Genomic DNA, 12,712 nt, shown 5'->3' on the forward strand with positions numbered 1-12,712 from the left:
CTCTATCGCAGATAATGACACCTGCACTATGGCGCATTGCGACGCCGGGGGAGCGGGAGCCATCCACCCCATCGGCTATGGCGCGCGCTGCGCAACGGCGTTTAGGCGTTGTTTAAAGGTCTGGACTGGGCAGATTGTCCTCAACTGGCGATAACTATGTCGACTAAAATCGCGAGGGAATGCTCCATCCAGTTCTATCACTCAAAGGATTCATAACCATCTGTTTCCTTAGTCCGAATGGCCGCCCGTTACTTCATGGTTGGTACGGCAAACCATCAAATGAAGAGAGGCCGCATACCGTAGATCCAGAACAACAAGCAATTGTCGCGCAGTTGGCCGAGTGCGCGGATGAGAGCATTCCTTGGATTTAAGGTACTCCGCCTGAAGCTGTCCGCGAAGCCTTCGGCCAATTGTTGGCTAACCAGCTGGGGCAATTGTCGTCCGTTTGAACTACCCTAGGGCCACAGATGTCAAATTGCCCAGGCCGGCCAATGAGTGTTGGGCCGCGTTGACCTTAATTTGTCGAAAGTGGCCAAAGCATTTTGACTGACCCCAACCGCCTAGCACTCATGGACGACAGCGCAGGCGGCAACATGTGTGCTGCGATGACGCTGAAGGCCAGAGAGGTAGGTCATCCTGTGATCGCTGCGCAAACCCTCCGCGTTCCGGTGGTAGATCATAGTTTTAAAGCCGACGGTTACACTCGCAATGCCGAAAGAACAGGCTGCGTTGGGCGACGCAGTGTCGTTTTTTAAGGACGCGCATCGGCTGCCCCAAATCTCATACTGCCTGCCTGATCGCGCGCGACATCGCTCGGGCGAGATCTTGCGGTGCATTTGTCGCGATAACGATCGCGCGCTTGAACTTTGGAAGGGATGGGAAATTGTCCTTCTTCGTCAAAATTCTCATGCCGGGTTCAACGTTGCTTTCATACAGGATACCCACGGCGAACCCGGCCCGAATAGCCGCTTTCTGGCTCATGATACCGCTGCACTCAAATGCCACGCCATAGTCGCGCCCTTGTTCATCAAGTTTGACCTTGGGCAATTCGCCCATCCAGCAGCCATGATTGATGATCGCAAGCGGAACCGGGTCATGTGCCCCAAGTTGCATTGTCTTGCTGGCGACCCACACGGATTGCTGTTCGCGAAAGACTTCGCCCGGAACAGCACTTGCGGCCGAGCAAACGGCGATATCCAACTCACCCTTTTGGATGGCTTCAGGAAAGCGCGCCGTGCAGCCCGAGGTCGCAACCACATCGACGCCAGGGTTGGAGAGGCTGAATTCGGTCAACGCCTTTTCCAAGACCCCCTCATCGAAATCGTCGGGAATGCCGACCCTGATCCGACCATTCAGGGGCGTGGCGAACAAGGACTGCACCTTTGACAACTCAAACAAGCTGCGCCGTGCAACAGGCAACAGCTTTTCACCGCTGGACGACAGGGACATCCCCTTACCTTCACGTATGAACAGCGTGGTGTCCAACTCGGTCTCCAGCCTACGGATTTGCACGCTGATCGCTGACTGGCTGCGGTTCAACCGCGAGGCGGCAAGAGTAAGGTTACGGCAATCTGCAATTTCAATAAATGTCTTGAGCAGGTTGCCGTCGGTGAAAGCGCGTTCAATTTTTTGCATGGCAGCATCCATATCATTTCATTTTAACAATTGAAACTGGCCTCCTACGTCTGTGTCACAACAAGACGACGTGAAAGGAAGGCCTATGGCTGGCACCGACAAAGAACAGATCGTTGCGACTGTGACCGACTACATGGAAGGCATCCGGGGCGGAGATGGCGCGCGTATCGCAAACGCATTTTACTCCAGCGTGAACCTCAATTCACTGGACACCGAAGGCAACCTTGTCCTGACGCCACGCAGTGCGTTGGAGGCTTTGGCAAACAGCGGCGCGCTTCCGCCAAACAGCAGTGAGATCACCCATATCGAGATCGACAACGACATGGCCCTGGTCAAGGTGACCATCGATTTGCCGACGCTGAACTACCACGACCTTCTGACGCTGTTGCGCCTGAATGTCGGGTGGAAGATCGTCAGCAAGACCTACACGACGATCATGAAGTAACCCCGTGCGGGGCAAAACGATGCTGCATGTCGAGGATCCAGAATGACGACGCAACACCCGCCATGGCTTGCCTTCGCCCCGGGCATCTTTCTCTTGATGTGGTCCACCGGCTATGTCGCGGCAAAGTTCGGGCTGGGCTATATCGAGCCCATGCCATTTCTGGCGCTGCGGTTCGCCTGCGTCGTAGGCATCATGGCGGTACTCTTCCTGATCTTGCGGCCGCCTTTGCCGAATACGCCCTCTGAATGGGGACATCTCGCGATTGTCGGGTTTCTGCTTCAGGCGATGTATTTTGGCATGTGCTACATGTCCTTCAACGCGGGTCTGTCCGTTGGGACCTTGGCGCTGATCCTCGCCATGCAACCCATCCTCATGGGCCTTGTCGCGCCGCGTTGGGCGGGAGAGGCGGTGAGCTGGCGGCAATGGGTCGGTTTGATCCTCGGTCTGACCGGTGCGGTTGTTGTCCTCACGGCACGTTCCGAGATCGCGGCTCCGTCCTCCATCGGTTTTCTGTTTGCCGCGCTTGCGTTGATCGGGATCACCGGAGGATCGCTCTGGGAAAAACGCTTTGGTGTGTCACATCACCCCGTGACGACAAATCTGGTCGGTTTCTCGGCGGGCCTTCTGGGCGTGCTGCCCTTCGTCGTCGCGTTTGAGAGCATGCAGATTATATGGACGTGGCAACTGATCGGAGCGCTAGTCTACCTCATCATCGCAAGCTCGCTGATCGCCATCGGTTTGCTCTTGGCGATGATCCGCGCGGGTGAAGTGTCAAAGGTCTCCGCTCTGTTCTTTCTCGTTCCCCCCCTTGGCAGCCGCCGTCGCATGGCTGGTGCTTGGGGAGGTCATGCCGCCAGTTGCATGGCAGGGGATGATCATTGCTGGCCTTGGGGTGTTTGTAGCAACCCGCACAAGACCGCAGGCGCACCCATCGTGACCGCCGACATAGAGCTCTGACAGCATACCCGCTTCTCACGAAAACTGACCTCAAAGGAGATATCTCATGCGTTGCATCGCACTCACTCTTGTGGGCCTCACCCTCTCGGTTACAGCTGCCTTTGCCGAGCTTTCTGACGCCCGCAACTTCTATCAATACTCGGAAAGCGTACTGACGGCGGGCCAACCTACCAAAGATCAACTCAAGAGCGCCGGCGCGGCTGGTGTCGAGGTGGTCATCAGCATCGTGCCCCCAAGCGAGAGTGTCTACAACCCGGATCAGGGCGACATCCTCGCAGCGCAAGGTATCGAATACATCCATGTACCCGTGAATTGGCGCGCGCCAGATGATGCGTCGTTCGATGCGTTCATGGCCGCAATGGACAGTGTCGGAGACCGCAAGGTTCTGGTGCATTGCTGGGCAAACGCCCGCGCGTCAGCCCTCGTTTACGCACATCGGGTGCTCAGCGCCCCGGACACGCAGCCAGAGGAATTTGAGACGCTGAGATCGGTCTGGTCGGATGTCGCAGGCTACAATCTTGACGCCGACACCACGTGGCAAAGCTACCTCGCCGACAACATCGCGCGCGTCCAATAGTTCAGGAAGGATTGGTCATATGAACAGTATGGATTGGCGCAGCGTGGTAGACGGCCACTCGCCCCTGATTTCGGCAGAACAACTGCACAGGTTGCTCGATGTGCCAGACGTCAAGGTGTTTGACGTGCGTGGCACATGGTCGACACCGGCGCGGGCCTTGCCCGAGGACTACGCGACAGGACACATTCGTGGTGCCGCCTTCCTGGATTGGACCGAACACTTCATCGCACAAGATGTTGCCCCCGGATTGGCTGACATTGCCGATGAAGGACTGGCAAAACGATCCTTCGCGACCCTCGGTATCAACGCGGACGACCTTGTCGTGCTCTAAGACGGCTCGTCGCACATGCAAGCGGGGCGTATCTGGTTGGCGATGCGCCATTGGGGATTCACCAATGTGCGTGTTTTGAACGGCGGTTGGATTTATTGGTCTGCGCAGGGCCTGCCCGTTTCCAGAGAGCCAACGGTTTACGCGCTTGGCACCTTTGCCCCGACACTAAATGCCGGTCTCAAGATCGATTTGGACGGTTTTCTGGCAAAGCAAGACGCGGCCTGCGTGATCGACGCACGAGGTCCGGTCAATTTTGCGGGCAAACCTGAAGACCCACGCACCGGACATATTCCCGGCGCACTCAACGTGCCCTTCAGCGCCATGCTGGTTTCCGAAACTGGCCTGTTCCTGGAAAATGACGGCATCAAGGCGGCTCTGACGACTCTGGCGCCAGAGTGGGCCACTAAGCCACTGATCGCGTCATGCGGGTCGGGCTATGCGGCCACGGTGATCCTTCTGGCGCTGAAACAGATCGGTGCATCCGGGACCCTCTTTGATGGCTCATTCGCCGTCTGGAAACAGGATCCGACCCGCCCGGTTGCGCAAGCTGCTTCCCCGAAATGATATCTCTATAGCTGACAGGAAATCCCTGATGACTGCCACTCCCGTTCCAAACCGCATCCTCTACGTGATGCCGAGTGTAGGCGATCGGGGTACGCCCTCTGGTCACACCGCGCTGGAGGCCGATGACAGCGACGCGAAGGAAACACGCTTGTTGGCGCTTGGCGTCAAAGTGCCCTGCCGCGCGGGACCGGTGATATTTGCCCCGGAAGATACTGACGTGAAAGAAGTCATCGCTTTCATCGAGGATCCCCACGGCGACTGGATCGAGTTGATCGAGAAGATGGCGCACTAACCCCTCTTGGCCGACCAAAAGCCCCTTTGTTCAATTCTCTGATTGGAAAGCTCCATGACAAAAATCTTACACGTCAACTCCAGCGCCCGCGCGACCGGATCAGCATCGCGCACCGGAGGCGAAATGCTCGTGGCAGCCCTGAAAGCCCAGTACGAAGGGGTATCTGTCACCACCCGGGAAGCCGGGGCGGAGGCTGTGTTTCTGAATGAGGATTGGATCGGTGCCAGCTTCACGCCTCCAGATGCGAGAACGACTGTGCAGCAAAACCAGCTGGCGATCTCTGATGTGCTGGCCAGGGAAGTGCTCGACGCGGACATCCTCATCCTCTCTGTGTCGATGTACAATTTCAATATCGCCGGAGCGTTGAAGACATGGATCGATCAAATTGCGCGTCCCGGCCTCACCTTCCGCCCCGACCCGGAGCATACTTACGTTGGTCTTGCTACCGGCAAGACAGCCTACTTGGTTGTCGCGACTGGTGAACACCCGTCGAAGGGGACATGGACTTTGCCACGCCTTACCTCAAGCACGTGCTTCGGTTTCTGGGGATTACGGATGTAGCAGTGATTGTTGCGGATATGACGGTGACCGACCGTGCGACTGTTCAGATCAGGCTTGACGCACAGATCAACGCTTTGCCGCTTTAAGGGTTGGTTTTTTGCACAGTCTCAACATGGGCGGAAGTGTTTGCCAAAATGCAAGAAGGGCTCCTCATAGCCCTGTGGTAGAGGCGTTCCGTTATTACTCAAAATCGATAAAATCAGCTATTCAAAGAGGCGCTGCAACCGGTAGCTGGGTCCGCAAAGGAAATTCCGATCTAATCGCGCGTGTTGACCGAAAGAGGGTCGAGCCGGGATACCGGCGGTCGGTGTTCGGGACGCATGATCCAATCGAAATACAGTGAACGAAGACCTGTTGTGGTAGGTCCAGCCGCGTCGTTCGAGAAGTGTTGGTTGTCGACGCGTGCAACAGGGATGACACCACCGCCAGATGACGACAGAAAAACTTCGACTGCTCCCCCGAAACTCATCCAATGGGAGAGGCCGTGTTTCTGATGTCAGCCCAGCCTTGGCACACATTTCGAGTCCGGTGCGTCGTGTGATCCCGTGCAGGCCCCCATGATCCGAGTTGACACCGGGTCTTTGAACACAGCGAAGACGTTGAAGCTCGGCCCTTCGGTCACGTTGTCGTTATGGTCGAGCAGGGGTGTCGTTTCGAACCCGTTGCCCTTGCCTTCGAACAGGCCCGAGGTGACGTCGCCCCAGTGGTAGTTCTCGACCTTGGTGTTCACGCAGTCCGCTGGCATGCGGCGCACGGATTTGGGATCCAGACTGATGTGCCTTGTTCTGCCGCCTGTGGCTTGATGATATGAACGTAAGGCACGCACCAGGCATGGAAGTGGTTGCTGCGATCGCGCGGATCGCGGCTGCCGAGGACAGGGTTGCGTCCTCGTGCGGCGACGATGGCAACATACGCGTCTTGCAAGCTGGTGGTCGCGACCAGGTCTTTCAGTGCTGCACAAAGCTCGCGTGATCCATACCGATGTCACAGCGACCCGCCGCGAGTGAGGCCATAAAGCGGTCGACGCAGTCTTTCAGCCGAAAGAATGCGTCTTGCCAAACTGGCACCACGTCATAGGCGATATCAGACTGTGTTAGGCCCCAGTCAGTAACCGGAATGGCGGCCTCCGAAATTGGAACGATGTGGCCGCTCATCCAGGCCGCGCCATTTGAAAGCTCTGTCATGGGCGGAGGCTACCGCGCGAAGGCCTTTGGGGGAATGGGGGCTCTGCCCCCGGGCCGTTGACCCTCCCTCGTGATACTTTCCGTCGGAAGAAGAAACGATCAGGTGCCGTAGGCTTTCATCGGTGTCGTTGCTGTATCCACGGCTGACAGCAGCGCCTCGGCAACCGCGTCCAGCGTCCCGGTGGGCAGATGCACGGGCAGGCGCACGTCGCAGGCGCGCATCAGCATGGCGCGGGTTTTTGGCAACTCCGGCAGATCGGGAATGAACTGCCAGTTCCAGAAGGCACGCGCGTTGTCCGTACTAGCGCCGAACACTTGCACCTTGATCCCCGCATCGGCGGCTGCGGCAACAAAGCTGTCGACCTGTGTATCGCTCATATCGATCAGGTTGAACTGGATCGAGTCCGGTGCGCGCACTTCGCCATGCAGCGGGGAGGGCACGTCGATATGCGGGCTTTGGTCCAGCAGGGCTGCCACGTGGTCGTGGTTGTACCGCCCGTCTTTGACCCGTTGGGCAAGATGTGGAAGCTGTGGTCGGATGACTGCAGCGCTCAGGTTCGACATGCGCAAGTTATAGAGCGGCCATTGGTTCTGGTGTTTGGCAAAAGCGTCTTGCAGAACCGGGTGTTTCTTCCAGTTATGTTCGTATGCGCCCGACATGATGATGGCGCGGGCCACCAGATCGGCGTCGTCGGTGATCATGATCCCGCCTTCGCCCGCGTTGATCATCTTGTAAGACTGGAACGAGAAGCAGCCGATTGTGCCGATCGTTCCGATCTTGCGCCCGTTCCAGAGCGTGCCTAGCGAGTGGGCAGCATCCTCGATCACCGGGATGCTTGCTGCGGAGCACAGCGTCATGATCGCGTCCATGTCGGACGTGTGGCCGCGCATGTGGCTGATGATAACGGCCTGTACGCTTGGCAGCTTCTCAACGAAGTCATCAATGTTGACGCGGTAATTGTCGTCCACCTCGCACAGGACCGGCAGGCAGTCGGCGTGCAGTATCGATGATGGTACCGCGGCAAAGGTGAAGCCCGGGATCATCACGCGCGCGTCGCGCGGCAGGTCGAGCGCCTTGAGCGACAGGAAAAGTGCGGCAGAGCATGAGGAGACAGCGAGGGCGAACTTGCTGCCCATCAGTTCTGCGAATTCGGCCTCGAGAAGCGAGACGGGTGAGCCCTCGGGTGCTGTGTAGCGGAAGAGGTCACCAGAGGTCAGCAGGCGGTCGATCTCTTGTCTTGCGGCGGCGGGGATGGGTTCGGCACTGTGCATGTCGGGGAGGGACATATTCAGAATCCTTATGATAGGTTTTCGTTTTTGTAAATCCGATAAGCGCAAAAGGAAACGGTTTTGTGACGTTTGGGCTGAATTAAGCCTGCCGTTACAGGCCGAGGCGGTCGCGCAAAGCGTACCAGGTCATGGCGAGGACGAGGAGCGGGCTGCGCAGTTTGGCCCCTCCCGGGAAAGGCGCTGTGGGGATGGCAGCCATAGTGTCGAAGCCATCTGTGTGCCCTTGGACCGCTTGTGCCATCAGCATGCCTGCGTGGGTCGCTGTACCCACGCCATGCCCGGAATAGCCCGAAGCGCTGAGCATGTTGGGCGCCAGCCGGGCCACGTAAGGCAAACGCTTCATCGTGATCGCAAGCGTTCCGCCCCAAGCATAGTCGATCTGCACATCAGCGAGATGCGGAAAGATTTGCGTCATCGGTTTGCGCACCTTCGCCGCGATGTCACGGGGAAAGCGGTAGCCATAGCTTTCACCCCCACCAAACAGCAGGCGGTTATCATGGCTCAGCCGGAAGTAGTTCACCACAAAGCGGCTGTCTGACACGGCGATGTCTTGTGTCAGTACACTGGCGGGGTCGTCCAGCGGCGCGGTGGCGGTGACGAAATTGTTGATGGGCATGACGCGGGCAGCGACTGGGGCGTTCAACCCACCCAGGTAGCCGTTGCAGGCGAGGATTGCGTGATCTGCCGTGACAGAGCCATTGTCAGTCTTGAGCGTGATCTGTGCACCGTTTGTGATGCTGGTGACAGTGCTGCCTTCATGGACCGTTGCCCCGGCCCTTTCTGCGGCGGTCGCCAGCCCAAGGGCAAAGTGCAGAGGGTGCAAGTGGCCGGATTTGTGATCAATGACACCGCCGCGATAGGCAGGTGAGGGGCAGATGGCGTGGAACGCATCCCGGTCCAGTACGTCAACGCGGTGGTCATAGTGCCGGTCCATGTGATCTGCATAGGCGTGCAGGTCCGCCACATTGTTTTCGTCTTCCGCGGTCCAGGCGATGCCGGGGCGGTAGAAGCAATCGATCTGGTGCGTGTCGATCAGGTGCCGGACAAGGTCGGTCGCCTCCAGCCCCATGTCCCAAAGGCGCCGTGCAGTCTCGGGTCCAACGATCTTCTCAAGGTATGGCTGCTCAACCCTTTGGCCGGTGCCCAATTGCCCACCATTACGTCCAGAAGCGCCAAAGCCTGCTCGATGCGACTCCAACACAACAACGCACCGTCTGGCCTGTGCCAGATGCAGTGCTGCGGACAGCCCTGTATATCCAGCACCGACAATGCACACATCTGCCCGTACATCCCCCTGTAACGGCGCACGGGGCGCCGGACTATCGGCTGTCGCGGCATACCAGCTATCGGGATAGGCCCCCGGTTGATCGTTGGCGGTCAGAAGGTCCATCTTCCCTGTTTCCGAAAAATCCTCCCCGAAGGGCCGGGTTGCCAGTTAGACGTTCAGTAGCAAATGCTCGCGCTCCCATGGGGAAATCACTTGCAGGAACTCGTCATATTCGGCGCGTTTGACAATCGAATAGACGCGGGCGAACTCTTCGCCCAGTACCGCGTGCAGGTCAGTGGCTTGATCAAACAAGTCCAGTGCCGATCCCAGCACGCGCGGGATGTCCCCGTCGCCTTCATAGGCGTCACCCCGGAATTGGGCCGAGGGTCGCTGTTCCTGAACAAGTCCCAGATACCCGCAGGCCAGCGACGCCGCGATGCCCAGATACGGGTTGCAGTCCATGCCTGCGATCCGGTTTTCAACGCGGCGCGCCTGTGGCTCGGACAGGGGAATACGGATGCCCGTTGTGCGGTTGTCACGGCCCCAAGCGAGGTTGATGGGGGCAGCGTGATCTTTCACGTAGCGGCGATAGCTATTGACGAACGGAGCCATGACCGCAAGCGCTGCAGGCAGATGGTTCTGCAGGCCCGCTATGAAGTGGAAGAACGCGTCGGTGTCGCCGTCTTGCGGACCCACGAAAAGGTTTTGGCCAGTTTCCATATCGATGATCGAATGGTGGATGTGCATCGCACTTCCGGGTTCGTTCGCGATAGGTTTGGCCATGAATGTGGCAAAGCAATCGTGGCGCAGCGCAGCTTCGCGGATCAGGCGTTTGAAATAGAACACCTCGTCCGCGAGCTTGACCGGATCGCCGTGACGCAGGTTGATCTCCAACTGACCTGCACCGCCTTCCTGCGTGATGCCGTCAATCTCGAAACCTTGCGCCTCGGCAAAGTCATAGATGTCGTCGATGACCGGGCCAAATTCGTCCACGGCCGTCATGGAATAGGCCTGTCGCGCCGCCGCCGGGCGGCCGGAGCGGCCTGTCATGGGTTTGATTTCCTGTGCGGGGTCCAGGTTGCGCGCGATCAGGAAGAATTCCATTTCTGGCGCCACAACAGGTTTCCACCCGTTGTCGTTGTAGAGCTGCACAACCCGTTTCAGCACGTTACGCGGGCTGAAGGGCACGGGCTGATCTTTGCGATCATAGGCGTCGTGGATCACCTGAAGGGTCCAGTCGCCGGTCCACGGTGCCGCCGTTGCGGTCGACATGTCGGGCTTCAGGATCATGTCTTTTTCAATGAACCCGTCTTCGCCTGCGGCCTCGCCCCAGTCGCCTGTGATTGTCTGGTAGAAGATGCTGTCGGGCAGGTGGAAGTAATCCTGTCGTACGAATTTCGAGGCAGGCACCGCCTTGCCCCGCGCGATGCCGGGCAAGTCGGCGATGATGCATTCCACTTCGTCCAGCCGTTTGCCTTCGAGGTAGACACGTGCCGCGTCGGGCAGCTTGGATGTCCAGTCGTCAGACATGTGCTAGGGCCCCCTGCTTGAGAAAGGCGGCCATTTCATCGGCCACCTTTTGGCTTTGTATGGGGGCGTCCAGCTGCGCCCGGGTATTGTCGAGCAGCGAACCAGGAACAACTCCGGGTCCGCGATGGGTGGCGAGTGCATCCACCATGTCGGCGCCAAATTCGGGATGCGGCTGTATGGTCCAGATGCGGTCGCCGTAGACCAGTGCCGCGTTTTCGCAGAAATCGTTTGAGCCGATGACCTCGGCCCCCTCCGGCAGCTCGACGACCTGATCCTGGTGCCATGCGTTCACGGCCAGGGTTTCGCCCTTGTAGTCGTATTCGCGTCTTCCCACCGACCAGCCGCCGTCGAATTTCACGACCTTGCCGCCCATGGCCTGCGCGATGATCTGGTGGCCGAAACAGATGCCAACCATCGGGCGGCTTGCCGCATGGATGCCGCGGATCAGGTCCTCAAGCGGCGGGATGAACGGAAGGTCGTCATATGCGCCGTGTTTCGAGCCGGTGATCAGCCAGCCGTCGCACACGTCCGGGCCGTCCGGGAAGTCCATGTCTACCACGTTGAAGGTTTCGAACTCAAAGCCGTGCCCGTCCAGCAGGCGGGCGAACATGGTGTCATAGTCACCAAGCGTTCCCAACACTTCGTCGGGCGCGTGACCGGTTTGCAAAATGCCGATTTTCATGGATCACCTGAGGGTTACGGGCCGAAGATAGTGCGCGGTTCAGACAGAGTCGAGGTAGATTTCCGTCTGCTCGTCTGGCGTGAGTTCGGCCATGTAGCGCGCTTCCTGTCGCTTCGTCATGTCGATGTTGCGGATCAGCTCAGCGTCGAAGATGCGTGCGATATGCGGACTGTCGGCAAAGGCCGCCATGGCGTCTTCCCATGTGCTGGGAACCTGCTCCAGATCCTGTGCGTAGGCGTTGCCGGTGATTGGGGCGGGTGGGTCCTGCGCGTCCTCCATTCCGTTCAGCGCAGCGCCCAGGACAGCAGCGATTGAGAGATACGGGTTCACGTCACCCCCGGCCACCCGGTGTTCGATCCGGCGGGCAGCGGAAGGGCCGGACGGGATGCGGATGGCCGCCGTGCGGTTTTCATAGGCCCATGCGATGCCTGTCGGTGCGTGGGCACCTGGCACAAGCCGCGCGTAGGAATTGGCATGCGGTGCAAAGATCAGCATGGACCCGGGCATGGCGGCAAGACACCCTTGCACGGCGTGGCGCAGGGCGTCCGTGCCTGCTTCGCCCCCATCGTCAAAGATGTTCTTACCATCCTTGTCGAGCACCGAGAAGTGCATGTGCAGCCCGTTACCCGCATAGTCCGGATAGGGTTTGGCCATGAACGACGCGGCGAAGCCGTGTTTGCGCGCCAGACCCTTGACCAGCATCTTGAACAGCCAAGCGTCATCAGCAGCCTTCAGCGCGTCGGCCTGATGCATCAGGTTGATTTCGAATTGACCCAGCCCGCTTTCGGAAATGGCGGTGTCGGCGGGGATGTCCATCGTCTCGCAGGCGTCATAGAGCTCGGTAAAGAAGTCGTCGAAGGCGTCGAGCGTGCGCATGGACATGATCTCTCCGGCCACGCGGCGCTTGCCGGATCGCGGCGACGGGGGCACGCGCAGGCGACTGCCGGTGTCATCGATCAGAAAAAACTCAAGCTCGACGGCAACAACTGGCGTCAGTCCTTTTGCAGCGAACCGGTTCTGGACTGCTGCAAGCGCGTGACGGGGATCGCCCATGAAGGGCCGCCCATCTTCATGGAACATCCAGATCGGCAGCAGGCCCGTCGGTGTGTTCAACCATGGCATCGGGACAAAGCCACGCTCGGTTGGACGCAGCACGCCGTCCCGGTCACCGGTCTCCATCACGAGGGGGCTGTCTTCGATGTCCTCCCCCCAAATGTCGAGGTTGAGGACAGACATCGGAAAGCGGGTGCCGCTTTCCGTGACCTTGTTGGCAAAGCGCACCGGCATCCGCTTGCCCCGTGCCACACCGTTCAGATCTGCAGCAGCGACACGGATCGCACGTATTTCAGGGTTATCAACCAGCCAATCGTGCATCACGTTCTTCTTCTGACTAAAAA

Annotated in this window: 16 protein-coding genes; 8 read left to right on the forward strand and 8 right to left on the reverse strand. The window is 58.9% G+C overall.

From position 1 onward, the window contains the following. Window positions 1–542: 542 nt before the first annotated feature. Window positions 543–755 carry an alpha/beta hydrolase fold domain-containing protein gene (locus Q1A75_RS24305; RefSeq protein ID WP_366142221.1) on the forward strand — a complete coding sequence of 71 codons (213 nt, stop codon included), beginning with the start codon at window positions 543–545 and terminating at the stop codon, window positions 753–755. A 25-nt stretch (window positions 756–780) separates the two neighbouring features. On the opposite strand, the gene Q1A75_RS19530 is transcribed toward Q1A75_RS24305, so the two are convergent. Then, on the reverse strand, window positions 781–1,635 hold the full coding sequence (locus tag Q1A75_RS19530; protein ID WP_299551822.1) for a LysR family transcriptional regulator: 855 nt from the start codon (window positions 1,633–1,635) through the stop codon (window positions 781–783). 85 nt (window positions 1,636–1,720) lie between these two features. On the opposite strand from Q1A75_RS19530, the gene Q1A75_RS19535 reads away from it, so the two are divergent. Genes Q1A75_RS19535 through Q1A75_RS19565 form a run of 7 tightly spaced genes read left to right on the forward strand, consistent with a single transcriptional unit; the run spans window position 1,721 to window position 5,362 of the window. Continuing rightward, window positions 1,721–2,080 carry a nuclear transport factor 2 family protein gene (locus tag Q1A75_RS19535; protein WP_299551819.1) on the forward strand — a complete coding sequence of 120 codons (360 nt, stop codon included), beginning with the start codon at window positions 1,721–1,723 and terminating at the stop codon, window positions 2,078–2,080. A gap of 42 nt (window positions 2,081–2,122) precedes the next feature. Beyond that, the gene (locus Q1A75_RS19540) at window positions 2,123–3,037 is read left to right on the forward strand and encodes an EamA family transporter (protein WP_299551817.1); all 915 of its coding nucleotides are present in this window, start codon (window positions 2,123–2,125) and stop codon (window positions 3,035–3,037) included. Between the two features lie 46 nt (window positions 3,038–3,083). After that, window positions 3,084–3,614 (forward strand): protein tyrosine phosphatase family protein, encoded by a 531-nt coding sequence (locus tag Q1A75_RS19545; protein ID WP_299551814.1) that lies wholly within the window; start codon window positions 3,084–3,086, stop codon window positions 3,612–3,614. Between the two features lie 19 nt (window positions 3,615–3,633). Continuing rightward, window positions 3,634–3,945, forward strand: coding sequence for a rhodanese-like domain-containing protein (locus Q1A75_RS19550; protein ID WP_299551812.1), 312 nt, complete (start codon window positions 3,634–3,636; stop codon window positions 3,943–3,945). A gap of 15 nt (window positions 3,946–3,960) precedes the next feature. Beyond that, window positions 3,961–4,509: a rhodanese-like domain-containing protein gene (locus Q1A75_RS19555; protein WP_299551809.1), complete on the forward strand. Its 549-nt coding sequence runs from the start codon at window positions 3,961–3,963 to the stop codon at window positions 4,507–4,509. Between the two features lie 28 nt (window positions 4,510–4,537). Next, window positions 4,538–4,801, forward strand: coding sequence for a hypothetical protein (locus tag Q1A75_RS19560; RefSeq protein WP_299551805.1), 264 nt, complete (start codon window positions 4,538–4,540; stop codon window positions 4,799–4,801). Window positions 4,802–4,855: 54 nt separating this feature from the next. Continuing rightward, entirely contained in the window at window positions 4,856–5,362 is a 507-nt protein-coding gene (locus Q1A75_RS19565; RefSeq protein ID WP_299551802.1) for an NAD(P)H-dependent oxidoreductase, read from the forward strand. Window positions 5,363–5,858: 496 nt separating this feature from the next. Here the strand turns inward: Q1A75_RS19565 and Q1A75_RS19570 are convergent, their stop codons facing one another. The 7 genes from Q1A75_RS19570 to Q1A75_RS19600 all read right to left on the reverse strand — a co-directional run bounded on the left by Q1A75_RS19570 (window position 5,859) and on the right by Q1A75_RS19600 (window position 12,689). Next, window positions 5,859–6,107, reverse strand: a complete 249-nt coding sequence (locus Q1A75_RS19570) for a hypothetical protein (RefSeq protein WP_299551799.1) — start codon at window positions 6,105–6,107, stop codon at window positions 5,859–5,861. A gap of 202 nt (window positions 6,108–6,309) precedes the next feature. After that, window positions 6,310–6,546, reverse strand: coding sequence for a hypothetical protein (locus tag Q1A75_RS19575; RefSeq protein ID WP_299551796.1), 237 nt, complete (start codon window positions 6,544–6,546; stop codon window positions 6,310–6,312). A gap of 99 nt (window positions 6,547–6,645) precedes the next feature. Next, window positions 6,646–7,833, reverse strand: coding sequence for an aminotransferase class I/II-fold pyridoxal phosphate-dependent enzyme (locus tag Q1A75_RS19580; protein WP_299551793.1), 1,188 nt, complete (start codon window positions 7,831–7,833; stop codon window positions 6,646–6,648). Between the two features lie 94 nt (window positions 7,834–7,927). Then, the gene (locus tag Q1A75_RS19585; protein WP_299551790.1) at window positions 7,928–9,226 is read right to left on the reverse strand and encodes an FAD-binding oxidoreductase; all 1,299 of its coding nucleotides are present in this window, start codon (window positions 9,224–9,226) and stop codon (window positions 7,928–7,930) included. 45 nt (window positions 9,227–9,271) lie between these two features. Beyond that, entirely contained in the window at window positions 9,272–10,633 is a 1,362-nt protein-coding gene (locus Q1A75_RS19590; RefSeq protein WP_299551787.1) for a glutamine synthetase family protein, read from the reverse strand. Beyond that, a complete protein-coding gene (locus Q1A75_RS19595) occupies window positions 10,626–11,315 on the reverse strand; it encodes a type 1 glutamine amidotransferase (RefSeq protein WP_299551784.1) in 690 nt (229 codons plus the stop codon). Before Q1A75_RS19595 ends, Q1A75_RS19590 begins: the two co-directional genes overlap by 8 nt. A 39-nt stretch (window positions 11,316–11,354) precedes the next feature. Further along, window positions 11,355–12,689 carry a glutamine synthetase family protein gene (locus tag Q1A75_RS19600; RefSeq protein ID WP_299551781.1) on the reverse strand — a complete coding sequence of 445 codons (1,335 nt, stop codon included), beginning with the start codon at window positions 12,687–12,689 and terminating at the stop codon, window positions 11,355–11,357. Between the last annotated feature and the right edge of the window lie 23 nt (window positions 12,690–12,712).

It is taken from the genome of uncultured Tateyamaria sp. (assembly GCF_947504105.1).
In the GTDB taxonomy this organism is placed as follows: Bacteria; Pseudomonadota; Alphaproteobacteria; order Rhodobacterales; family Rhodobacteraceae; genus Tateyamaria.